Genomic DNA, 22,038 nt, shown 5'->3' with positions numbered 1-22,038 from the left:
TCCCCCTCCCATGCGCGTCGTGCCGGCAATCATACACGCATTTGCAATGCCGCGTCTGCCGGGCGCTGATGCATGATTGCCATTGGCTGGCTTCAACGCGCCCGGCAGACGGTCTACACAGGGCAAACGATTGGACGTCGCGTGTCGAACTATCCGCTCTCCTACAAACTGTCGTGGCTGCCGCGATTCCTGAAACCGTCGCTGTCCGGTGGTGTGCAAGGCTTCGCGCCCGTGGCCGGAACGATGGTGGATCGGGCGCCGAAACGGACGGTGCGGCTCGCCTTCGTCGGCGACATTTCGGCGGTGGCCAACCGCAGCGCGCCCGACTGTGATCCGGTGATCAAAACGCTGCTTGGCGCGGCCGACCTGGTGATCGGCAATTGCGAAAGCCCGATCGTGGACAAGCCAAGCGCCGTGCTCGGCACCAGGCTCGGCACCCATCACGCGATGAGCGAGCGCTTTCTCGGCGACGCGTTGGCGGCAGTCGGCATCTCGCGTGAAAGACTGGTGCTGTCGCTGGCCAACAACCATGTGCTCGACCAGGGCGTCGCCGGTTTCGATGAGACCGTGGCGGCGCTGAAGCGGCTCGGTATCGGCACTATTGGCCTCGCCGGCAACAGCCCGGTGCAGCCTGTCGAAGTCGGGCCGCTGACTGTCGGGTTCGCCGCCTTCACGCTGTGGCGCAATGCGGGCGAGGACCTGTTCGCCGGCCGCGTTTCGATGGCCGGCGATATTGCCCACCTGCGAGGTGACGGGTTCGATCTCCTCTGCGCCGTGCCGCATTGGGATTGGGAGTTCCGCCACTTTCCGCGCGCCGAAACGCGGAGACTGGCGAGGCGCCTGGCAGGGCAGGGCGTCGGGCTGATCGCCGGCCACCACGCCCATGTCGTGCAGCCGGTGGAGTGGATCGGCGATACGATTGTCGCCTATGGACTTGGCGATTTCCTCGGAACCGCCCTTATCCGCCAGCCTTGGCCGGGACGCATTGGCGGGATTCTTGTCGCCGACGTCAGCGCCGATGCGGGAACGCGGGGGTCAGTCATTTCCTACCGGATGCATCCCTTTGTGCGGCTGCGCGCCGGGGATCATGAGCGGCTGGCGCCGGTGGAAGGATTGGAGGGCCGCATGCGTGACAAGGTGGAGAGGCGGTTGAGCGCGGTCTTTCCGTAACTACAGGTGGTGGACATTGGCCAAGATCGCCATGTCGGCGCTTTTCCAAGCGCTGATGATTGGCGAATGAAGAGGCGGCGCAAGCATCTGTTGAAGAGGCGCTACAGTCGATACTTCAGACAAAACCGGCTATCATGAACCGGTCCAGGCAAGCGGGGGTGGCGGTGGAAACAGCGGATTTCATACCTGGCGACGCCGTGGTTGCCGGCATCCGGAAAAACATCGAGGCTTATGAAGCGGCGCGGGCCTCCGTGGTGCGGCAGGTACGCTGGCGGGTGCCGCTGTTCGTCGGTTTGGTGCTGGCGACGGTGGTGCTGATCGCCTGGCTGTTCAACAAGGTCGCCGATCCCAACGAGCAATGGTTCTCGACGCCGCATGTGTTCCTCTATGTCGTCGGTTTCGCGGTTTCGATCCTGCTTTATTTCCAGGCGATGAAGCCGGCGACGCGGCTGCAGCAATCATTTCGCCAAACACTGCTGCCCATCATCTTCGGCTTCATCCGCGACGTGCGCTACGCGCATGGCGGGCGGCCAAATTCCTTCGACCGGCTGCCGCGCGAGGCGGTCGGGCCGTTCAACCGGCAGTCGTTCGACGATGTCGTTTCCGGCCGCTACGAAGAGTTTCCGTTCGAGCTCTACGAAGCGGAACTGCGGGAAGGGACAGGCAAGGGCTCATCGACGGCCTTCAAAGGCGTGATCGTCGCCTTCGAAGCCATCGAACCGTTTCCGGGAATATTGGTGGCGACGCGGCGGACCAATGCCGTCGTCGGCTTCTTCCGTGGCATGTTCGCCAGCAAGATGCAGGAACTGTCATCCGGCGTGCCGGAACTGGATGCCGCCTATGAGTTCCGCACCGACAATGCCGAGGCGGCGCAGCCATTGGTGACCGGCCGGTTGGCGCAAGCGCTGAAATGGCTGGGCGAAACCTGGCCGGAGGAACCCGCGCGCGTGGCCCTCAACGGCAGCGACGGTTTTCTGCTCCTGCCGCAGGCGAAGAATTTCTTCGAATTGCCCGCCATTTCGGTGCCACTGGACGCCAGACCCATGTCGCGCCGATGATATCGGATATGGGCGCGATGCTGGCGACGGCAGCGCTGGTGCGCAAGATCGGCGCCAGGGACGAAGCGGCTTGATCAGCCGGCGTTCCCGTCAGCAATCGAAGCCGTACTTTTCGCGCATGTTGTCCGCCTCTTCTTTCGACATTCGCTTGAACATCACGCAGATCGTGAAGCTGCCGACCTGATGGCCGTCCCGCGTATATCCCCAGTCGGAAATGTCGTCCCTGGTGAATTCTATGTTCTGGCCGAGCACGACGTTGTGCACTGCCTCCGGCTCATTGGCCAATATGCCGACAAACCCTGTCCCGGCACGGCGGAACGGTATGACCCAGAAGTGCTCGGTGACATGCCCATCCCGCACCTTGACCTTCAACTTGAACCTACCTGTGCCGGAGGGAGGCATTTCGGACAGTGCCAGGAATTCATCGAGGCCGGCGAGCGCCTGCGCGGTCGCCGCCGCCATGTCGGGATCGCCCGGAGCGAAGATGATCCCCTTGTCGTCACCCGGATCCACGCCTTGCGCGCCGACCGATCCCGGAGCAAGCGCCAGCATCAAGGCTGCCGCAGTTCGAACCGCTGGTTTCATGGAAGGCCCCCCTTCATCGTTGCGGTCGACACAATGCTGCATCCCCATCCGGTTTGCAACCTTTGCGCGAGTCTTGTCTCTTCAGGTCCAAGGTGGCGGCGACCGTTGATGACAGACCGGGATGGTGACGCCGGTGAAGAAAGTTTCGTCCCTACAGCTTGCTCGGCACCAGGCCAGCCAGCCAGTTGGCTGACCGCTTGGCCATGTCGGCGGTCGCCGATACAGCGCGGCCAAGATCGGTCTTGACGACGGCATAGCCGTTTTTCGTACGATAGAGCACGCCGGTGCCGCCATCGACCACCTGTTCATAGGCGACCGGCCGCGCGGCGGCCGCTTCCATCGCCGTCGTCGGCGAGCCGACCGGGACCGTCGGCCTGTGGCTCAGCTCGGGCGGCAGCGTCGGTTCAACGGCGCGGCTGGCGGGCCTCAGCTCCGGGCGCGAAGCGGTCGCGGCCAGTTGCGAGGAGGACGCGGAACCTTTCGCGCGGCAGATGCCAGAGACGAGCGGATAGTTGAAATTGCGCTCGTGCAGCATCTGGCTCTTCATCGCCGCTTCGCACTCGGCGATGGTCGACCACTTGGCCGGCGTCTCGCCGATATATTCGCAAAGCTTGGCGTCGCAGTCGCAGCCGACGATGGTCATGGCGACAAGGGCGGTCTTGATCACGGTCTCGTCCCCTCGATGTGCCCCTCGGCAGCCCATTCAGGTGCATGTCGCTGTCCAAACCGGTCCCTGAGCGGAGCCCGCGGGCACGCTTTGGGCGACATGCGACAGTCCATCGCGCGCGAACAAGGCGGGATTTGGCCGCGATTGTGAAATGAGCGTGGCGTGGCGCTCGACACGGCCGTTCTCCGCGCAGCGTGGCCGAAAGGCCTCAGTAGTCGTAGACGTGCTCCAGCCTGGCGCCTGACTTGATCAGCGCCGGCAATACCAGATGCAGCCTGGGTACGGCTACGACCATGCCGGTGCGGCGTGTCGATGGATCGGCCGGCAGCGGATAGCTGAACAGGATGCGCATGCCTTCGGGGACGGCGATCGAATCCGTGGAGAGCACGGTGATCATGATCTCGTCGTTGCCGCCGATCTCGACGAATGAGACGCCCTTGTCGATCAGGCGCGGGATCATCTCGGTGAACACCTGGTAGCGCTTGGTGACGAAGACGGTGCCGTCGAGGCCGTAGTCGCGTTCGAGCAAGGTGTCGGCTTCGTTGCGCGTCGCTTCGCCGACCGGCCCCTTGGCCCAGACATGGACGTCGAGCAAGGCCGGATCGGATGTTGCCGCGAGCGCCTGTCTGATCAGGTCGGCAGAGAACTCCTTGATCGTGTCGGCGAGGCCGAAGGCAAGCTTGCGTTCGCTGGAGCGCACGGCGCTATCGCCCGGCGCCGGCTGCACGGCGAAAAGCCCGGCGCGCTTCTCGGCATAGGGAAACTGGTACCACGGCCCCTGGTCGAGGAAGGCGGCGTATTCGGCCGCCACCTTGCCCTGGTAGATGTCAGTCGCCGTGCGCCTGCCCGCAATCGCCTCGGTGATGCGGCCGATCGTGTTTTCATAAGCCCATTGCAGGGCATGCTCGATCGTGTGGCTGGTGCCGATGACGACCGGCATCTGGTGGTTGGCGTAGTTGAACTTGTAGGCGGAGCTGGCGCGGATCACCATGGCGTAGTCCTGCCAGAAGCGGCCGACATAGGCGAAATAGGGAAAGCCGCTCGGCTGGTCCTTGGCGACGAAGCCGGCATATTCGCGCGCAGCATAGACGATGGCCCATTCCGGGTAGGTGAGGAAGGTCGATTCCTCAGGTCGCTGGTAGCCGGGGATTTCGGCGCGCACCCTGGCGGCGAGCGCCGGCGGCGGTGCACCTTCGGCGATACCCGGCAACGGTGTCTTGTCCAGCGACGGCGTCGTCAGGAAACCGTAGGCCAGCCCGGCGATCGGGATCAGGACAATGATGACGATCAGCCAGAGGATCGTCCTGATGATACGCTTCATGAAGCGAAACAGGACCATGGCCGGTCAGGCCAGGGCGGCGGCAAGCTTCTGGATCAATGTCATGAAGTATCCCCCTTCAGCGAACCCGCCTGCGAACGCAAACGGACTCTGACAGGGCGATACTAACCGATTTTGGCGCGCGGTGAAGCGGCGCCCGCAACTTCGCCGGGAAGGCGCTTGAGCGGGAGGGAAAAAGACAGTCGGCGCCGGGATTTCTCCCAGCGCCTCCCTGTCAGACCAGGACACGGTCACGGCAGCAACTCCCCTAAAGTCGTCGCACCAAGCCGGCCTTGATTTTGACGGTCCTGCCAGTCGCCGCCCGAAGGCCGCGCCCGTTCCAGACCACGCCGGTCTCCACCCTTGCGGGCTTTGCCCTGCGGCCATCGAAGGTTTTTGCCGTCCTTCATGGCAGCATCGGTCCGCCGTCGGCGTTGGCACGCTTTCCGCGACCCCGTAGGTCTCGGCTTCCGTCCCTCGAAGCAGGCGAGCCTGCTCTCGCTTCGGGCCGTACGGGCCTCAGGAAATCCGCCTTTCACCTTCGCCTTTCGGCTGGGCGATCGGTAGCCGCCTGAGATGGGTTAAACTTACGCCGGCCAAGGATGTTGGGGAATGCCCGCGGGCCTGTGGATAGCGGGATTATCGGGGACCATTGCCAGAAGTCTCGGAATTTCGCCCTCCAAGGCCTTAGACAGCCTGCCCTGCTTTTTCGGGACGCGAACCGAGAGCGCCTATTGCTCAGCCGACGGGCGCGGGCTTCAATGCCGGCAAACGATCGGGCAGTGCGTGCCTGGCGCCTTGCGGGGAGGGATGCGCATTGAAGGTCGGGGTGGTGCTCAATCCGATTGCCGGCGGCGGCTGGCTGAAACGGCACTGGTCCGAGGTCGCCGCTTCGTTGAAAAATCACTTCGGCGATTTCGAACTGCGCGAAACGCAGGCCGAAGGCGATGCCGAAAGGCTGGCGCTCGACCTCGCGGCAAACGGGTTCGACCTGGTGATCGCGGCCGGTGGCGACGGCACGGCCAGCGAGGTGGCCGACGGCCTGTTGCAGGCGTCCAAGGAAAACGGCCGCGCGTCCGAACTCGGTCTGCTGCCGTGCGGCACGGGTATCGATTTCGCGCGCGGGCTCGGCCTGCCGAAGGAGGTGGACGCGACGCTGAAGCGGATCGCCGGGGCCAAGGGCAGGGCGGTCGATGCAGGGCGCATCTGCTATATCGACGACCATGGCGCGCTGGCCAGCCGGCACTTCGTCAACATTGCGAGCCTGGGGCTCTCGGGCGCTACCGATCGCGCCGTCAACGCCGACAAGCGCAAGGGCAAGGTTTCGGCCAAGACGTTGTTCCTGTGTCGCACCGTGGTCGAATTCGCCCGCTACCGGTTCCAGGATGTAACGATTTCAGTCGATGACGGCGCGCCGGTCGAGGCGCGCATGGCACTGGTCGCGGTGGCCAATGGCAAATTCTTCGGCGGCGGCATGATGATCGCGCCGGACGCCGAACTGACCGACGGCCAATTCGACATCGTCATCCTGCGCGCGGCCAGCAAGCTGAAGCTGATCTGGGATATCCGCCTGCTCTATGGCGGCAGGCATCGCAACCATCCGGCCATCACCATCCTGCGCGGCAAGAAAGTGGTTGTCGAACCGCTCGGCGACGTGGAAAAGAACGGCGCGCTGGTCGACATCGACGGCGAGTCGCCCGGGCGCATACCAGCGACCTTCGAGATCCTGCCCGGCGCTCTGACGCTCAGATATTGAATCAAGACGTTGCGGCTTTGATTCAGGTCGCTCCGGTCCTGATTCCAGATGAGCGCTCAACCTTTTGAAACCGCTTCAAGTTTCCCGGATTCAGATTTCCAGTTTGGACGGAAAACCGGGCGCGCGCAGGTCGGCGCCGACAGCGTCCTCGAGCAATTTGACGATCTGGGTCGACCAGGCGCCGCCGCCGTAAGCCGCCTTGCCCTGCTCGAAAATCGCATTGACGCGCGATGCCAGTTCCACCGGCACACCGAAATCCCGACCCATGCCCAGCGCGAAGCCGAGGTCCTTCAGCGCCAGGTCCATGGTGAAGCCGATGTCGTAGGAGCCGTTCAGGATGAGTTGGCTTTCGGTTTCGTGGACGAAGCTGTTGCCGGAGGAGGCGACGATGGCGTGATAGGCTTGGGCGAGGTCGAGCCCGCCTTGCCTGGCCAGCATCAGCGCCTCACCGGCGGCGACGAGATGGATGAAGGCCAGCATGTTGGTGATGACCTTGATCACCGCCGCCGAGCCGATCGGGCCCATCAGGAACGACTTCGCGCACATCGCATCGATGGCAGGGCGATGACGCTCGTAGAGGGCGGCATCGCCACCGACCAGCGCGGTGATTTTCCCGGCCGCCGCCAGATGCACGCCACCGGTGACCGGGCATTCCAAGGTCTCGATTCCCCTGGCCGAGGCGAGGCCCGCGAGGCGCACGATCTCGTCGCGGCCATTGGTCGACATCTCAATCCAGGTGCCGCCGGCGGGGAGGCCGTTGAGCAGTCCAACAGGCCCGGCGAGAACCGCCTCGCTGGCCTTCGGCGATGGCAGGCAAGTTATGGCATTGCCCGCCCGCTCAGCCGCCTCGGCGGGGCTGCCGGCAGCAATAGCGCCGAGCGCCACGAGGCGCTGGACGGCGGTGGGCTCCCGGTCGAACACGGTGACGGCAAAACCGTTGCGCACCAGGCTGGCGGCAAGTTTGCCGCCGAGATGGCCAAGGCCGATGAAGGCGTAGCGTTCGCTCACGGCATCAGCGGCGTTTGCATCATCTGCAAATGCAGGTCCTTGCCGGTGTAGGGGTGAGCGTCGCAGACGTCTTCGTTGAGTTCGACGCCGAGGCCAGGTTCCTTCGACGGGATGACGTTGCCGTCCTGCCACTCGATCTTCTTCTTGAGCAACGTGGCGTGGAAACCGTCCCACTGCTTCAGCGATTCCAGGATCAGGAAGTTGGGCAGCGTCACCGCCAGCTGGATGTTGGCGGCGCCGACGATCGGGCCGCAATAGCAATGCGGCGCGATCTGGATGTGGTAGGCCTCGGCCATGGCGGCGATCTTCTTGGTTTCGAGAATGCCGCCGGAGCGGCCGAGGTCCGGCTGCAATATGGTCGCGGCGCGGTTCTCGATGACGCGGGCGAATTCGAACTTGGTCGTCAGCCGTTCGCCGGTGGCGATCGGGATGGAAGTCGCGCGGGCGACCTGCGCCATGACTTCGGGCATATCGGGCGGCACCGGCTCCTCGAACCACAAGGGGTCATAGGGCTCGATGGCACGGGCAAGGCGCAGGGCGCCGGAGGCGGTGAACTGACCGTGCGTGCCGAACAATATGTCGGCACGCGTGCCGACCGCCTCGCGGATCGCCTTGATCATGCGGGTCGAGACGTCGATGTCGAGCAGGCGCGGCTGGTGGCCGTCAAAGGCGGTGTAGGGACCGGCCGGGTCGAGCTTGACGGCATTGAAACCCTGCTCGACATATTCGAGCGCGCAGGCCGCCGCCATTTCGGGGTCGTTGTAGACATTCCTGCCGTCCGGGGCGTCCTCGGAATGGACGCTGCCGGTATGCGGATAGAGGTAAGTGTAGGAGCGCAGCGTCTCGTGCACCTGGCCGCCGAGCAGCTTGTAGACGGGTTTGTCCGCTTCCTTGCCAATAATGTCCCAGCAGGCCATTTCCAGCGCCGAGAAGCAGCCCATGCCGGACACGTCTGGCCGCTGCGTGAAGCCGGAGGAATAGGCGCGGCGAAAGAAATTCTCGATGTCGTGCGGATCGCGGCCGACGAGATAGCGCTCGGCCATGTCCTCGACCATCCTGGCCGTGACATGGGCGGAGAAGGTGGCGTTGTAGGCCTCGCCGTAACCCACCACACCGCCATCGGTGGTAAGCTTGACGAAGATGAAATACTTGCCGCCGATGCCGGGCGGCGGATTGCCGACAACCCAGGTCTTGACGTCGGTGATCTTCATTCTTGGTCCTCCAGAACCAGTTCGGCGCCTTTCCATCCGGTCAGGATCGAGGCGGCGTTGGTGTTGCCGGTGATGTTGTCGGGAAAGATCGAGGCGTCGATCACGCGCAAGCCTTCTAGCCCATGTACCTTGAGCCGCGGATCGACCACGGCGCGCGCGGGATCGGGTCCCATGCGGCAGGTCGAAACCGGATGATAGACGGTGCCGGAGCGTTTCCTGAAATCCGTGATCAGGTCGGCGTCCGAAGTGATTGATGGGCCTGGCAAAACCTCCTCCGCGATGATCTCGGCCATAGCCGGCATCGAGGCGATCTTGCGCACGAATTTCACCGCCGCCAGCATCTCCTCGACATCGGCATTGGTTGAATAGGCGTTGGCGACGATCTTGGGATGGTCCAACGGATTGCTGGAGCGGATCATGATCTCGCCGCGGCTCGACGGGCGGCAGTTGGACAAGCCGATGGAGAAGCCAGGCCAAGGGTCCGGCGTCAGGATCGGGCGCTCGCCACTCTTCGGGATGACGGTCGAAAACGCCTGGAAATAGAGCTGCATGTTGGGGCGCGAAAAGGCCGGGTCGGTGCGGAAGAAGCCACCGCCGTGGTTCATCGACAGCGACAGCGGGCCAGAACGCGTCAGGATGTATTGCATGCCGACCATGAGCTTGCCCCACCAGGGACGCAGGATCTGGTTCAGCGTCGGCAGCCTGCCCTTGAAGGTGTAGTTGATGCCGACATGGTCCTGCAGATTGGCGCCGACATTCTCGTTGGCGTGAATGACCGGGATGCCAAACCCGTTGAGCAGCGCCGCCGGGCCAATGCCGGAGAGCTGCAAAAGCTGCGGCGAGTTGATCGAGCCGGCGGACAGGATAATTTCGCGGCCGGCGCGGGCCGTCTTCGTCTGGCCCTTCTGCAGATATTCGATGCCGACCGCACGCTTGCCTTCGAAAAGGATGCGGCTTGCCAGCGCGTTGGTCTCGACACGGACGTTTGCGCGCTTCATCGCCGGGCGCAGGAAGGCGCGCGCGGCCGACATGCGGCGGCCGTTGCGGGTCGAGATCTGGTAGACGCCGACGCCTTCCTGTGCAGCGCCGTTGAAATCGGGATTGAACGGCAGGCCGGCCTGCTGGCCGGCGGCGAGGTAGCGCCTCGTCAGCGGGTGGACGGCATCAGACGTATCGCTGATGTGCAGCGAGCCACCTCTGCCACGCCATCTGTCGGCCCCGGCTTCATTGTCCTCCAGCGCCTTGAAGGCCGGCAGCAGGTCGTCATAGCCCCAGCCGGGATTGCCCGCGTCGCGCCAGTCGTCGAAATCCTCGCGCGCGCCGCGGATCCACACCATGGCGTTGATCGAGCTGGACCCGCCAAGCAACTTGCCGCGCGGCCAGTGGTCGACATTGCCGCCAAGACCGGGATCCGGCTCGGTCTTGTAGTTCCAGTTGACCGTGGGATCGAAGAAGATCTTGCCGTAGCCGAGCGGCATCTGCACGTAGAAGCGGCGGTCGCTGCCGCCGGCTTCGAGCACAAGCACCGAAAAGCGGCCCGAGGCCGACAATTTATCGGCGAGCACCGAACCGGCCGAGCCGGAGCCGACGATGATGAAGTCGTAGGTCTGCATGATGGGTATGGCCGGCTCCGGAAATCTGGCCGCAGCCTAGACGGGGCGGGCTTGCCGCGTCGCTGGGCCTTCCGGCATGCGTTGTGAAAAAAGCGACCGCGATGCCGGATCCAGTTGCGGGGAACCCTTAACAATCCCGCTTGATACGCATGGGGTCGACAGCTTATGCGAGGACATCGGCCAATCTGCGCAAGGCAGGAGATCCCATGCGTGTCCTGTCGGATGCTTTCATTCCCGAACTGCCGGGTCACTACAAGGGCAAGGTCCGCGAGAATTACGACCTCCCGGACGGGAGGCGCATCATCATCGCCACAGACCGCCTCAGCGCCTTCGACACCATCCTGACCTCGATCCCGTTCAAGGGCGAGGTCCTGACGCAGACGGCGCGGTACTGGTTCGAGGAAACCGCCGATATCTGCCCGAACCATGTTCTCGAATATCCCGACCCGAATGTCGTCGTCGGCACCAGGCTCGACATCCTGCCGGTCGAGATCGTCGTGCGCGGCTATCTGGCGGGCACCACCAGCACCTCGATCCTGACCCGCTATCGTCGCGGCGAACGGGACATGTATGGCATGCGGCTGCCGGACGGCCTGCGCGACAATGAGAAGCTGGCCGAACCGATCATCACGCCGACCAGCAAGGCCGCGCATGGCGGCCATGACGAGCCGCTGTCCAGGACCGAGATCATCGAACAGGGCCTGCTCACCCAGGCGCAGTGGGACACCGTCTCGGGCTACGCCTTGAACCTGTTCGCCCGCGGCCAGGCGCGTGCCGCCGAACGCGGCCTGATCCTCGCCGACACGAAATACGAATTCGGCATCGACCAAAACAGGACGATCATCCTGGCCGACGAAATCCACACGCCCGACAGCAGCCGGTACTGGATCGCCGGGAGTTACGAACAGGCCCTGGCGAACGGCACTCGGCCGGAGAGTTTCGACAAGGATTTCATCCGATCGTGGGTGACGGCGCGCTGCGATCCCTACAGGGAGCCTATTCCGGAAATCCCGGATGAGATCGTCGAACAGGCCTCCAAAGTCTATGCGCAGGCTTACGAGGCCATCACCGGCAAGACGTTCGTCCCCGACGTTTCCGGGCATACTGTTCTGGATCGCATTCGAGCGAACCTCGAGCGCTATTTCTAGAAGGCCGCGAGCCCTTGCGGGGGGACTCGAAATGAAGGTCCGAGCCGTGGATCGCGATCGTCTCGCGTTGACGCGTTGGCGCCTTGACGATACGGGATCAGGGCAGTCAATCTCTGGGGATAACTCGCATGGTGCATTACGCGGACGGGCGGCCGATCGGCGATCTGACGCTGCGCACGCTGGCCATGCCTTCGGACGCCAATGCCGCCGGCGACATTTTCGGCGGCTGGGTGATGGCGCAGATGGACCTGGCCTGCGGCATCCGCGCCGCCGAGCGCGCCAAGGGCCGCGTGGTGACGGCGGCGGTCAAGGAGATGTCCTTCGCCAAGCCGATGAAGATCGGCGATACGCTGTGCATCTACACCCATGTCGAGCGCGTCGGCCGCACCTCGATGACGCTCAAGGTCGAGGCCTGGGCGCAGCGCTATCTCTCCGACCTGATGGAAAAGGTCACGCACGCCGATTTCGTCATGGTGGCGCTGGACGGCGAGGGCAAGCCGAAGGCCGTTCCGGCCGAAAGCTAAAGCCTGGGACCGCTGTGAAACTGTCTTTCAGCCCTGCGGCGGCGGTGCGGACACGAAGACAATCAGTCAATGATTGCTGAACGACTGTAGAATTTCAGCCATGCAGGCCATCGAATTTCGCACGCGCGGCCCGTACGCGCGTGGTGTTCCTGCGCGCCCATTCGCCGAGCGCGCTGACGGGGACCAGCAGTTCATGGCCGAGTTCGGTCAGCTCGTAGTCGACGCGCGGCGGAATGGTCGGGAACACGGTGCGGGTGACGAAACCGTCGCGTTCCAGCCCTCGCAAGGTGGTGGTCAGCATCTTCTGCGAGATGCCGCCGACAGCCGCGCGCAGCTCATTGAAGCGCAGCGGTCCGTCGCCGAGCTTGCCGACGACGAGCACGGTCCACTTGTCGCCGACGCGCTGCAGGATTTCCGAAACGGCACGGCAGTCTTCGGTGTTGTGCGGGTTCCTCAGTAACAAAAAGGTGCCTCCTTGCGCATGAAGTTGACAGGAACTCATATAGCCCCGGTATCCAAACGATACCAGTCTTACCTGCCCAGGAATTGCTTACCAGGAGAGCCCCTATGTCCAAACCCAAGATCGCCATCATCGTCGGTTCGACACGCGCCGCGCGCTTCGCCGACGTGCCCACCCAATGGATCGCCAAGATCGCCAAATCGCATGCCGATATCGAGGTCGATGTCGTTGACCTGCGCGATTTCCCGATGCCCTTCTTCGATGAGGTCGCATCCTCCGCCTGGGTGCCATCGACCAACGAGGTGGCGCAGCGCTGGCAGAAGAAGGTCGCCGAATATGACGGCTTCATCTTCACCGCCGCCGAGTACAATCACGGCCCGACGGCCGTGCTGAAGAACGCCATCGACTACGCCGCCAATGAATGGAACAAGAAGCCGGCCGGCTTCGTCGGTTATGGCAGCGTCGGCGGTGCCCGTGCTGTCGAGCAGCTGCGCCTCCACGCGGTCGAATTGCAGATGGCGCCGGTCAAGTCGGCCGTCCATATCGCCTGGGGCGATTTCCTCGCGGTGCGCCAGGGCGAGAAGAAGCTCGAGGAGATCGAGCACCTGAACCAGGCCGCGACCGCGCTCGTCAACGACGTCGCCTGGTGGGCCAAGGCGCTCAAGACCGCGCGCCAGGCCGACGCCATAGACGAGGAAATCAAGGCGGCCTGACCGCCTCGAAATCATCCTCCCAAGGATGTGGGGCGGCGCTTGCGCCGCCCTTTTCAATTGCGAAAGGCTGCTTGCTCGTCCCGCCCTGGTCGTGGCCGGATGACGCAGTCGGCAAGGCGATGCTTTTCGTTCAGTTCGTCGGCGTGGTGCTGGCCCCATTGGCACAGCGCCAGCAGGATGGGCTCGAGGCTGAGGCCGAGCGGCGTGGCGGAATATTCGACGCGCGACGGAACTTCGGCGAAGATTTCGCGGCTGACGAGACCGTGCTCCTCCATTTCGCGGAGCTGCTGGATCAGCACTTTCTGGGTGATGCCCGGCATCAGCGCCTTGAGTGCGGTCAGCCGCCTTGGGCCGTCGAAGAGATGGTAGAGGATGACCGCCTTCCAGCGCCCTGCGATCACTTTCAGGGCGCGCTCCGCCGGCAGCATCGGCAGTCTCTTGGTTATTCCCGCCATGGTCACCACCTGGTCAGCAGGGGACAAATGAGTGTGTAGTCGAGGTCTCGCAGATAGTGGCAAACCGCGGCCGATGCCATAGCGATCGGAGTTTGCCATGAAAGCCGCACAATTCAGCCGTTTCGGCGGCCCCGAGGTGCTGGAGACTGTCGACCTGCCGACACCGGAGCCGCAGGCCGGCGAGGTGCTGATCCGCGTTCATGCCGCCGGCATCAACTTCTTCGAGGTGCTGATGCGCGCGGATCGTTATGCGGTCACGCCGCAATTGCCGATGGTTCCCGGCGTCGAGGCGGCGGGGGTCGTGGAGGCCGTCGGGCAAGGGGCGGACGATACGCTGATCGGGACCCGGATCGCGGCGCCTTTGTTTGCCTCGACACGCCCCTTTGGCGGCTATGCCGAGTATGTGACGATCGACGCAGGCTTGGCAGTGCCCCTGCCGTATCCGCTTTCGTTCGAGGAGGCGACGGCGTTGATGGTGCAGGGGCTGACCGCCTTTCATCTGTTGCGGCAAAGTCCGCCGGCGAACAGGACGGTTTTGGTTCCCGCCGCCGCGGGCGGGGTCGGTTCGTTGCTCGTCCAGTTGGCGAAGCGCCAAGGCGCGCGCCGGGTCATTGGGCTCGCCGGCGGCAAGGCCAAGCTCGACGTCGCCATGTCGCACGGTGCCGACATCGCCATCGATCGTCATTCCGGAGACTGGGTGGCCGAAACCAGAGACGCCGCGCAGGGTGGTCTCGATACGATCTATGACACCGTCGGCGGAACGATGACCGGGGACTTCCTCGATATGCTGGCGCCCGGTGGCGAGCTCGTGTTTGCAGCACTTGGCCGCTATGCGCTTGGCGTTGCCCGGCTTGAGGCGATGATCGGCAGGAATCAGTCGTTGAAGGGCTTCGCGCTGCTCCCGCTGCTGTCCCTTGGAGTGCTGAGAGCGAGCCTTTCGGAGCTTTTCGATCTGGCTGCCAGCGGCGACATTGTCGTCACGACTGGCGGGCGCTTTCCGCTCGACCAAGCCGGCGAGGCGCATCGCCTGCTCGAAGAGCACCGCTCGATCGGCAAGGTCGTGCTGATGCCTTAGTGTCGGGCTGCCGGGCAATCCGCTGGGGATGGAAATAGCCTTCGGCCCAAAATCGTGCGTGTCAAACGCCCGCGATCGCGAACAGCCAGGCGAGGATATCGAACAACAAAAGAACCAGCGCGATCTGCAATGCTACCCGAAGCCGCTGGATGATGCGCCAGTTGCTGGCCATGTCGGCCTTGATGCGAAGGGCAAGCGCGCGCTGCATGGCCGATATCTTCAGCGGCCTGTCGCCATCGACATATTGATGGAGCAGCTCTTCCGGATCGAAGCGGAACGTGTATTTGTGATAGGGCCAAAGCAGGAAGACGATTAGTCCGCCGATGCCGAACAGCAGGGCGACTGCGATCCAATCCCAGAGCCCGAGCCCGTCGGAAAGCGCCCTTGCGCCAAGCAACGAGTTTACAAACGCGGTGGCGAAGATGAGGCTGCCGGCGCGCGTGTTCATGTTCTCGACGAGATTCTGCTGATGATTGAGGCCTCGCACCGCCTCCTGATAGATAAATGCCAGGCGAGGATCGTCGTCGGCAGGATCGCTTGCGACTGCCGTGTTGCTGTCTCCGGCGCCGGTACGTTCAGTCATGAGAATGCTCTATGCCGTATCGGTCATGCGTCACCTTAGCTCAAAATCCCTTGGCGCTAAAACGTGCCGGAGCATCAGTGGCGAGGTGAAACCACTTGGCGTCGCAGAAAAGCCGAACCAGGCGGGAAACGCCATGCACGTTTCCTGGAGTTATTCTAGCCACCCCATGAAAGCGCGAAGCGCCGATCATTGTAGTCTTTGAGATATCGGGAGTGGATCGGCGCGGCGAGATGCCGGGATTTCATGTAGACGTATGCCGAGACAGGCGGCCCGCCATCGACAGGCTCTGCTTCGATCAGCACGCGCAAATTTCCGGGCTTGCCAACGGATTCGATCCTGTCGAGGTTTGCCAAGGCGCGATCGTCCACGGCGTAGAGTTCGCCGCCGACCTGGAAGCCGACGCCTGGTTCATTGAACATCATCGGAGCGAAGCGAGGTCCAGCGATCAGCATCGGGAAGCGCTCTCGCGTCCTGTAGGCGCCCAGAAATGCGGCTTCGGACAAACCCTCGCCGTGAAGGGGAAAGCCTTTCTTCAAGGTACCAAACACGAAGAGTTTCCGCATCATGCGCGGGGAACGCCGGCCAAGCTTGGAAGTTCATCTGTTTTCATCGGCGTTCGGGGCAGCGGAAGTGAGCAGGACAGCGGATTCAGCATCGTATCTGGGCTGAGGCGTGGAGCTGTGAAGGTTGCTTTCGCGCGATGCCGGACCGATACGGGTTGGCCCTCCATATGGGCGGAGCTGCCATCTGGCTCGGCCGTTCTGCCCTGATATATCCGGCCGCGATCCATCACATGAGCAAAGCCCCGTGAAGTCATCCAGCCTGGCAGGCGTCGTTTCCCCCATGATCCCGGTGCTGGTGTGCGCGCTCGGCATCTTCCTTCTGTCGGGGATGGATGCGGCGATGAAGGTTCTGGTCATTGCCGTGGGCGTCTACAACACGGTGCTATGGCGCAGCATGCTGGCGACCGTGGTCGCGGGCGCCGGCTGGTCGGCAGGGTCGCGTTCATTTCCCGCCCTTTCCGTGTTGAGGCTGCATGCGCTGCGTGCCGTTGTTGTCGGCATTGTCTTGCTGTCGTTCTTCTGGGGGCTTGCCAGGCTGCCGCTGGCGGAGGCGATCGGCCTCAGTTTCGTGGCGCCGCTGTTTGCGCTCCTGCTGGCCGCGCTGTTGTTGGGCGAACGGATACAACGGCAGGCGATCTGGGCATCGCTGGCCGGCATTGCCGGTGTCGCAATCATAATAGCCGGGCAGTTCGGGCATGCGACCTATGCCGAGGATGCCCTGCTCGGCACGGCCGCCGTGCTGGTATCGACGGTGTTCTACGCCTACAACCTGATCCTCGCGCGGCAACAGGCGCTGCTGGCCAAGCCGATCGAAATCATGCTGTTCCAAAACCTTTGCGTTGCCGTCATCCTCGGTCTCGCGGCACCCTGGCTTGCCATTGCGCTGCCAAGCGAGCTCTGGCTTCCTCTCGCCGGGGTGACGGCGCTTTCGCTCGCCGGCCAATTCCTGATGAGCTGGGCCTACGCGCGCGCCGAAGCGCAATATCTGATCCCGACCGAATACTCCGCCTTTGTCTGGGCGATCGCGCTTGGGTGGTTCTTCTTCGACGAGGCGGTGACCTGGACCACGCTGGCGGGAGCGGGCCTCATCGTGGCCAGCTGCCTGATCGCCTCGCGCTCGAACCCGAAGCTTTCCGAACCGATCGAAGCCGCGGTTTGACGGTGTTCCCCTGCGACAAATAGCAGGCACTGCGCCGCCGGCCCGAGGCCTGTTCCCTCGCTCGATGCGCCAGCCCTTGAATTCGCCCATCGCTCCAGAGCGGCAATGTTACGGCCCGCCAGAAAGCCGGAATCGCTTTTTTGTGACCTACGCCAGGCGTGGCAGCAAGTATATCCCCGTTTTCTCGGTATAAGCGCAAATTTTATTAAAAGTTTTACCGACTTCATTACGATTTATAGACCATTTCTTGGCCTCTAGTGCTTTCGTTTCGAAAAATGTCACCCAGCAGTCGATGTAATGCTGAACTGTGTGGCAAGCTCCTGGAACGACATCGTGCATGGCAACGTTGCTCCGTAAGCGGTTGCCGTTTCGAATGACCTGAACAGGCGCGAGGAAAGGATTTCCTGATGAGCACCGTCGTGAACGCCAAAGGCATCCCTCTCCCCTACACGGGCACGTCCACCCATTGGTTCTCGGCGACCGGATCCGGGCCGGAATTGCACGGCACCTCCGGCAACGACTCCTTCTGGGGGGACGCCAGCGTCAACGTCACCATCTATGGCGGCGCGGGCGACGACTATTATCACCTCTACTCCACCAACAACAAGGTGGTGGAGAATCCCGGGGCAGGCACCGACACGATCGACACATGGATGAGCTACAAGCTCCCCGACAATTTCGAAAACCTCGTCGTCACCGGCAACAATCGCTATGCGTTCGGAAATGCGTTGGACAACATCATCAAGGGCGGCTCCGGCCATCAGACGCTGGATGGCGGCCAGGGCAACGACGTGCTGATCGGCGGCGGCGGCGCCGACACTTTCATCATCACCAGGGGCAATGGAAGCGACCTGATCACCGATTTCGGCGCGAACGACACGGTCCGCCTCAATGGCTACGACTTCACGTCTTTCGACGACGTCAAGGCACATATGACCCAGGCAGGAGCGAACCTTCTGCTGAATCTCGGATCCGACGAGGTGCTGGTGTTCAACAACACGACGGTGGACAAGCTGGCGCCCAGCCAGTTCGAACTGCCGATCGACAAGTCCGGAATGACGCTGTCCTTTTCCGACGACTTCAACACGCTCAGCCTTTGGAACGGCCATAACGGCACCTGGAATTCCAACTTCTGGTGGGGAGCGCCGAACGGAAGCACGTTGAGCAGCAATGGGGAGCTGCAATGGTACATCGACGCCAATTACGGCCCGACCAGCTCAGTCCACCCGTTCAGCGTGGAAAACGGGGTGCTCACCATCACTGCGGCGCAAGCGCCCGAAGACATCAAGCCACTGATCAACAATTACGAATACACCTCGGGCATCCTGACGACCCACGAAAGCTTCTCGCAGACCTACGGCTATTTCGAAATGCGGGCGGACCTGCCCGAAACGGCCGGAGCCTGGCCGGCCTTCTGGCTGCTGCCGGAAGACGGCTCGTGGCCGCCGGAACTGGACGTCCTGGAAGCGCGCGGGCAGGATCCGAACACGCTCATCATGACGGCGCACACGAACGAGACGGGACAGCACACCAAGGTCTCTTCCTCGGTGAATGTTTCGGACACCGACGGCTTCCATACCTATGGCCTGCTGTGGACACCGGATACGCTCGTCTGGACCTATGACGGCGTAAAGGTCGCCGAAGCCGCGACGCCGTCCGACATGCACACGCCCATGTACATGCTGGCCGATCTAGCCGTCGGCGGTTTTGCCGGCGCGCCTCCCGACCATCTCGCCACGCCGGCGGAGATGAAGATCGACTATATCCGCGCCTATACGCTGGATGACCTGCAGCACCACCCCCTGGACGTTGCGGGCGACCACTCGGTCTGAGCGCCGATGTCTCGGGACATGAGCCGCCAAGGGAGCGCGGGAACGATGGGACAGTCAGGTCTGCGGGCGGTCTTGTGGCGCGCCATCGCCGATGTCGGCGTTTTCTCGTTGCTGATCAACGTCCTGCTGCTGGTGATCCCGCTCTATCTGTTGCAGGTGTATGATCGGGTCCTGCCTTCCTCCAATGTCGAGACGCTTGTCTACCTGTCGGTCATCGCGGTTCTCGCGCTGGTCTTTCTGGGCTTTCTGGACGCGGTGCGCTCCATTTACACGCAGCGCGTCGCGGCCAGCATCGACAGCAAGCTCGGGGCGGAGACGTTCGCCGCTTCGCTTGGCGCCGACCACGCCTCCGCAGGCCTGTCGCCATTGCGTGATCTCGCCTCGGTATGCGCCTTCATCAGGTCGCGCGGCGTGGCGGTCCTGTTCGACCTGCCGTTTGCTCCGTTCTTCCTCGGACTGCTCTACCTGATCCATCCCGTCCTGTTCTGGCTCACCCTGGCTGGCGTGGCGATGCTGCTTGCACTGGTCCTGGCAACCCAGCTTGCCATCGGCAGGAACGACGCTTTGTTTTCACGACGTTCGGCGGTCGCCAGCCAGTCGGAGCAGGCCTTTGCCCGCGACGCCGAGACGCTGCGCGCCATGGGCATGGTCCAGAACGCCGCGCGGGCTTGGGGAAAGCACGTCGCCGAAGCGCTGATCGTTCACGACCGCGCGTCGACGGCTAATGCGATCTTCAGCGGAACGTCGCGGGCGGTGCGGATGATGCTGCAGCTGGCGATACTGGGCGTGGGTGCGTGGCTGGTCCTGCAAGGCAAGATGACGGCCGGGATGATATTCGCGTCTTCCCTGGTATCGTCGCGCGCGCTGCAGCCGCTCGACCAACTGATCGGCTCGTGGCGGCAGATCGTCGACGCCAGACGATCGTGGAAACGGCTGGAGGCAACCCTTTCGGCACGTCCGTCCGCGGTGCAAAAACTGGCCTTGCCTGATCCGTCAGGCGCGATTTCGGCGCAGGATCTGATCTACGTCGCGCCGAATACGCCCGGCGGTCCGCCCATCGTCAAGAGGCTGAATTTCCACATCGGGGCCGGCGAGGCGGTGGCGATCGTCGGCCCGAGCGGAGCCGGCAAATCGACGCTCGCCAGATTGCTTGTCGGTGCGCTCCAACCGGTCAGCGGCTCGGTCAGGATCGACGGTGCCGATCTCAGGACCTGGGACGAAAAGCAGCTTGGAAGGCATATCGGCTATCTCGCGCAGGAGGTGGAACTGTTCCCGGGATCGATCGCGGAGAACGTCGGCCGCTTCGACCCCGACGCGGATGACGCCTCGATCGTCGAGGCGGCAAAGCGTGCCCAGGCCCATGAACTGATTTTGACGCAGCGCGACGGCTACCAGACGATGATCGGTCTCTCTGACAGGGCGCTGTCGGGCGGCGAGCGCCAAAGGATCGGGCTGGCGCGCGCCCTGTACGGCAACCCCAGAATTCTCGTCCTGGACGAGCCCAACGCTCATCTCGACGGCGCCGGCGAAGCGGCGCTCGAAGCGGTGCTCTCGGATGCGCGGTCGGCGGGGATTACCTTGATCGTGATCACGCACCGCCCTTCGATCGCAGCGGCCTGCGACCGCGTGATGCTGCTGCGCGACGGCGCGATCGAAGCCTTCGGCCCGAGCAGCGATTTGCTGCGGCAGCCGCTCGCCGGCAATTCTTCCCGGCAGAATACGGTGGTGACGGGGTCGTTCGCCACGACCCTCCGCAGCGCCCCGCAAAAAACCCGCTTTGGATCGTAGATGATGGCAGTGCACAGCCTCGCCGGGGAACGCAATCCACGCACCGACACAGGGCGCGTGGCATTCGCCGGTTATGCGGCGATAGCGATATTTGCAGGTTGCTTCGGTTATTGGGCGGCCTATGCCCCCTTGTCCGGCGCGGTGATCACGCAAGGAACGATCTCGGCGATGGGAGGCAACATCCTCATCCAGCACCCCGAGGGCGGCATCGTCCAAGAGTTGCTGGTCCACGAAGGCGATCGCGTGCGGCAGGCGCAGGATCTGATCGTGCTGGATCCAACCGCCGCGCAGGCCGAGCTCAACCGGCTGACGAGGCAGTCGATCGCGCTCAGGGCAAGTGCGGCGCGGCTAGAGGCGGAGCGGGACGGGCTGGACAGGCTGGCGCCGATCACAACAGCGGCGCCGGCGCCGCTTCAGCACGATTTCGAAATGCTGGTTCGCGAACAGCAGAAGGAATTCGACGCCAGGCTCGCCCGGTTCCGGTCGGAACGATCCATCCTCGCGCAGCGGGTCGCCATGCATCGCCAGTCCGTGGTGGGATTGAACGCCCAGAAACAAGCCATCCAGCAGCAGGTAGACGTGGTGAAAAAGGAGCTCGGCATCAAGACCAGCCTTTTGGACAAAGGCCTGACCAACCGCACCGAATACTCCCAGCTTCTGCGCAGCGAAGCCGACCTCGTCGGCCAGGCGGGAGCGCTGGAGGCCAGTCTTGCATCGGCCAGCACCCAGATCGTCGAGGCGCAGGAGCAGACCGAGCGCTTGACCACGCAACGGGTGGAGGAGGCGCTGACGAAGTTGGACGAGGTTCGCTCCAACCTGGCCGACGTCGAGGAACAGATCAGGGCGGCCGCGGCGGTGCTGCGGCGCACGACAATCAAGGCGCCGGCAGCGGGCATCGTGGTGTCGTCGACCTACAATTCCAAGGGCAGCGTAGTTGCCCCGGGCGAAAAGATCATGGAGATCCTGCCGACGGCATCGGGATTGGTCGTCGACGCGAAGCTGCGGCCGAAGGACATCGATCAGGTGCGCGTCGGCCAGCCGGCGAAACTGCGATTGTCCGCCTTGAACACGCGGCTCACGCCCGAGGTTCCAGCCACCGTGACACAGATTTCCGCGGATCGGCTGATCGACGAGGCTACGCGTGAACCCTATTTCCGGGCGAAGCTGAAGATCGACGACCTGCCATCCCGCGTGAAGCCCGAACAGCTCTATCCCGGGACGCCGGTCGAGGCGTTCATCAGCACTGGCGACCGGACTTTCCTGGAATATCTCGCGCGGCCGATGCTCGATTCGTTCGCCCGCGCCTTCAGGGAGCAGTAGGCGCGGACGGACGGCCAATGACCGCTTGGCCC

Annotated in this window: 20 protein-coding genes and 1 pseudogene; 11 read left to right on the top strand and 10 right to left on the bottom strand. The window is 63.4% G+C overall.

The window, feature by feature from the left end:
* The first annotated feature begins 141 nt into the window (after window positions 1-141).
* Window positions 142-1,170, top strand: a complete 1,029-nt coding sequence (locus tag FJ949_RS12200; RefSeq protein ID WP_140495987.1) for a CapA family protein — start codon at window positions 142-144, stop codon at window positions 1,168-1,170.
* A gap of 164 nt (window positions 1,171-1,334) precedes the next feature.
* Window positions 1,335-2,302, top strand: a pseudogene (locus FJ949_RS12195) (hypothetical protein).
* A gap of 16 nt (window positions 2,303-2,318) precedes the next feature.
* On the opposite strand, the gene FJ949_RS12190 reads toward FJ949_RS12195, so the two are convergent.
* The 3 genes from FJ949_RS12190 to FJ949_RS12180 all read right to left on the bottom strand — a co-directional run bounded on the left by FJ949_RS12190 (window position 2,319) and on the right by FJ949_RS12180 (window position 4,819).
* Window positions 2,319-2,813, bottom strand: a complete 495-nt coding sequence (locus tag FJ949_RS12190) for a DUF2314 domain-containing protein (protein WP_140495986.1) — start codon at window positions 2,811-2,813, stop codon at window positions 2,319-2,321.
* A gap of 151 nt (window positions 2,814-2,964) precedes the next feature.
* The gene (locus FJ949_RS12185) at window positions 2,965-3,480 is read right to left on the bottom strand and encodes a hypothetical protein (RefSeq protein ID WP_140495985.1); all 516 of its coding nucleotides are present in this window, start codon (window positions 3,478-3,480) and stop codon (window positions 2,965-2,967) included.
* A 208-nt stretch (window positions 3,481-3,688) separates the two neighbouring features.
* On the bottom strand, window positions 3,689-4,819 hold the full coding sequence (locus tag FJ949_RS12180; RefSeq protein ID WP_140495984.1) for a hypothetical protein: 1,131 nt from the start codon (window positions 4,817-4,819) through the stop codon (window positions 3,689-3,691).
* A 796-nt stretch (window positions 4,820-5,615) separates the two neighbouring features.
* On the opposite strand from FJ949_RS12180, the gene FJ949_RS12175 reads away from it, so the two are divergent.
* Entirely contained in the window at window positions 5,616-6,554 is a 939-nt protein-coding gene (locus tag FJ949_RS12175; protein ID WP_140495983.1) for a diacylglycerol kinase family protein, read from the top strand.
* Window positions 6,555-6,644: 90 nt separating this feature from the next.
* Here the strand turns inward: FJ949_RS12175 and FJ949_RS12170 are convergent, their stop codons facing one another.
* From FJ949_RS12170 to FJ949_RS12160, 3 genes are read right to left on the bottom strand one after another with little or no spacing between them, the layout of a single operon-like run.
* Window positions 6,645-7,562 carry an NAD(P)-dependent oxidoreductase gene (locus tag FJ949_RS12170; RefSeq protein ID WP_140495982.1) on the bottom strand — a complete coding sequence of 306 codons (918 nt, stop codon included), beginning with the start codon at window positions 7,560-7,562 and terminating at the stop codon, window positions 6,645-6,647.
* The gene (locus FJ949_RS12165) at window positions 7,559-8,773 is read right to left on the bottom strand and encodes a mandelate racemase/muconate lactonizing enzyme family protein (RefSeq protein ID WP_140495981.1); all 1,215 of its coding nucleotides are present in this window, start codon (window positions 8,771-8,773) and stop codon (window positions 7,559-7,561) included. Before FJ949_RS12165 ends, FJ949_RS12170 begins: the two co-directional genes overlap by 4 nt.
* Complete coding sequence (locus tag FJ949_RS12160) at window positions 8,770-10,386, bottom strand: GMC family oxidoreductase N-terminal domain-containing protein (protein WP_140495980.1); 1,617 nt, start codon at window positions 10,384-10,386, stop codon at window positions 8,770-8,772. Before FJ949_RS12160 ends, FJ949_RS12165 begins: the two co-directional genes overlap by 4 nt.
* Before the next feature lie 206 nt (window positions 10,387-10,592).
* Between FJ949_RS12160 and FJ949_RS12155 the strand changes: the two genes are divergently transcribed.
* Together FJ949_RS12155 and FJ949_RS12150 are read left to right on the top strand one after the other, a co-directional pair.
* Entirely contained in the window at window positions 10,593-11,534 is a 942-nt protein-coding gene (locus FJ949_RS12155; RefSeq protein ID WP_140495979.1) for a phosphoribosylaminoimidazolesuccinocarboxamide synthase, read from the top strand.
* A gap of 128 nt (window positions 11,535-11,662) precedes the next feature.
* Complete coding sequence (locus tag FJ949_RS12150; protein WP_091579483.1) at window positions 11,663-12,058, top strand: acyl-CoA thioesterase; 396 nt, start codon at window positions 11,663-11,665, stop codon at window positions 12,056-12,058.
* Window positions 12,059-12,152: 94 nt separating this feature from the next.
* Here the strand turns inward: FJ949_RS12150 and FJ949_RS12145 are convergent, their stop codons facing one another.
* Window positions 12,153-12,521, bottom strand: a complete 369-nt coding sequence (locus tag FJ949_RS12145) for a helix-turn-helix domain-containing protein (protein WP_181165214.1) — start codon at window positions 12,519-12,521, stop codon at window positions 12,153-12,155.
* A 104-nt stretch (window positions 12,522-12,625) separates the two neighbouring features.
* Here FJ949_RS12145 and FJ949_RS12140 point away from each other — a divergent pair, with 104 nt between their 5' ends.
* Window positions 12,626-13,231, top strand: coding sequence for an NADPH-dependent FMN reductase (locus tag FJ949_RS12140; RefSeq protein WP_140495977.1), 606 nt, complete (start codon window positions 12,626-12,628; stop codon window positions 13,229-13,231).
* Window positions 13,232-13,284: 53 nt separating this feature from the next.
* Here the strand turns inward: FJ949_RS12140 and FJ949_RS12135 are convergent, their stop codons facing one another.
* Entirely contained in the window at window positions 13,285-13,686 is a 402-nt protein-coding gene (locus tag FJ949_RS12135) for a helix-turn-helix domain-containing protein (protein WP_140495976.1), read from the bottom strand.
* Window positions 13,687-13,783: 97 nt separating this feature from the next.
* Here FJ949_RS12135 and FJ949_RS12130 point away from each other — a divergent pair, with 97 nt between their 5' ends.
* The gene (locus tag FJ949_RS12130) at window positions 13,784-14,761 is read left to right on the top strand and encodes a zinc-binding dehydrogenase (RefSeq protein ID WP_140495975.1); all 978 of its coding nucleotides are present in this window, start codon (window positions 13,784-13,786) and stop codon (window positions 14,759-14,761) included.
* A gap of 61 nt (window positions 14,762-14,822) precedes the next feature.
* On the opposite strand, the gene FJ949_RS12125 is transcribed toward FJ949_RS12130, so the two are convergent.
* Window positions 14,823-15,344 (bottom strand): hypothetical protein, encoded by a 522-nt coding sequence (locus tag FJ949_RS12125; protein WP_181167232.1) that lies wholly within the window; start codon window positions 15,342-15,344, stop codon window positions 14,823-14,825.
* A gap of 155 nt (window positions 15,345-15,499) precedes the next feature.
* Entirely contained in the window at window positions 15,500-15,892 is a 393-nt protein-coding gene (locus FJ949_RS12120; protein WP_246674162.1) for a gamma-glutamylcyclotransferase family protein, read from the bottom strand.
* Between the two features lie 295 nt (window positions 15,893-16,187).
* Here FJ949_RS12120 and FJ949_RS12115 point away from each other — a divergent pair, with 295 nt between their 5' ends.
* The 4 genes from FJ949_RS12115 (at window position 16,188) to FJ949_RS12100 (ending at window position 22,006) form a co-directional block, all read left to right on the top strand.
* The gene (locus FJ949_RS12115) at window positions 16,188-17,066 is read left to right on the top strand and encodes a DMT family transporter (RefSeq protein ID WP_140496414.1); all 879 of its coding nucleotides are present in this window, start codon (window positions 16,188-16,190) and stop codon (window positions 17,064-17,066) included.
* Window positions 17,067-17,473: 407 nt separating this feature from the next.
* Window positions 17,474-18,898, top strand: a complete 1,425-nt coding sequence (locus FJ949_RS12110) for a family 16 glycosylhydrolase (protein WP_140495974.1) — start codon at window positions 17,474-17,476, stop codon at window positions 18,896-18,898.
* A 45-nt stretch (window positions 18,899-18,943) separates the two neighbouring features.
* Complete coding sequence (locus FJ949_RS12105) at window positions 18,944-20,686, top strand: type I secretion system permease/ATPase (protein WP_140495973.1); 1,743 nt, start codon at window positions 18,944-18,946, stop codon at window positions 20,684-20,686.
* 3 nt (window positions 20,687-20,689) lie between these two features.
* Window positions 20,690-22,006, top strand: a complete 1,317-nt coding sequence (locus tag FJ949_RS12100; protein WP_140495972.1) for an HlyD family type I secretion periplasmic adaptor subunit — start codon at window positions 20,690-20,692, stop codon at window positions 22,004-22,006.
* Window positions 22,007-22,038: the final 32 nt, after the last annotated feature.

The sequence above is a fragment of the Mesorhizobium sp. B2-4-1 genome (assembly GCF_006442185.1).
Taxonomy (GTDB): Bacteria; Pseudomonadota; Alphaproteobacteria; order Rhizobiales; family Rhizobiaceae; genus Mesorhizobium.
Note: the sequence above shows the minus strand (reverse complement) of the source record. Positions and strands in the feature narration are given on the sequence as shown.

Bases quoted from the DNA above. Each gene is read 5' to 3' on its own strand.
- FJ949_RS12190 (WP_140495986.1), bottom strand. From the start codon at position 2,813: ATGAAACCAGCGGTTCGAACTGCGGCAGCCTTGATGCTGGCGCTTGCT.
- FJ949_RS12180 (WP_140495984.1), bottom strand. From the start codon at position 4,819: ATGGTCCTGTTTCGCTTCATGAAGCGTATCATCAGGACGATCCTCTGG.
- FJ949_RS12165 (WP_140495981.1), bottom strand. From the start codon at position 8,773: ATGAAGATCACCGACGTCAAGACCTGGGTTGTCGGCAATCCGCCGCCC.
- FJ949_RS12160 (WP_140495980.1), bottom strand. From the start codon at position 10,386: ATGCAGACCTACGACTTCATCATCGTCGGCTCCGGCTCGGCCGGTTCG.
- FJ949_RS12155 (WP_140495979.1), top strand. From the start codon at position 10,593: ATGCGTGTCCTGTCGGATGCTTTCATTCCCGAACTGCCGGGTCACTAC.
- FJ949_RS12150 (WP_091579483.1), top strand. From the start codon at position 11,663: ATGGTGCATTACGCGGACGGGCGGCCGATCGGCGATCTGACGCTGCGC.
- FJ949_RS12140 (WP_140495977.1), top strand. From the start codon at position 12,626: ATGTCCAAACCCAAGATCGCCATCATCGTCGGTTCGACACGCGCCGCG.
- FJ949_RS12135 (WP_140495976.1), bottom strand. From the start codon at position 13,686: ATGGCGGGAATAACCAAGAGACTGCCGATGCTGCCGGCGGAGCGCGCC.
- FJ949_RS12130 (WP_140495975.1), top strand. From the start codon at position 13,784: ATGAAAGCCGCACAATTCAGCCGTTTCGGCGGCCCCGAGGTGCTGGAG.
- FJ949_RS12125 (WP_181167232.1), bottom strand. From the start codon at position 15,344: ATGACTGAACGTACCGGCGCCGGAGACAGCAACACGGCAGTCGCAAGC.
- FJ949_RS12115 (WP_140496414.1), top strand. From the start codon at position 16,188: ATGATCCCGGTGCTGGTGTGCGCGCTCGGCATCTTCCTTCTGTCGGGG.
- FJ949_RS12110 (WP_140495974.1), top strand. From the start codon at position 17,474: ATGAGCACCGTCGTGAACGCCAAAGGCATCCCTCTCCCCTACACGGGC.
- FJ949_RS12105 (WP_140495973.1), top strand. From the start codon at position 18,944: ATGGGACAGTCAGGTCTGCGGGCGGTCTTGTGGCGCGCCATCGCCGAT.
- FJ949_RS12100 (WP_140495972.1), top strand. From the start codon at position 20,690: ATGGCAGTGCACAGCCTCGCCGGGGAACGCAATCCACGCACCGACACA.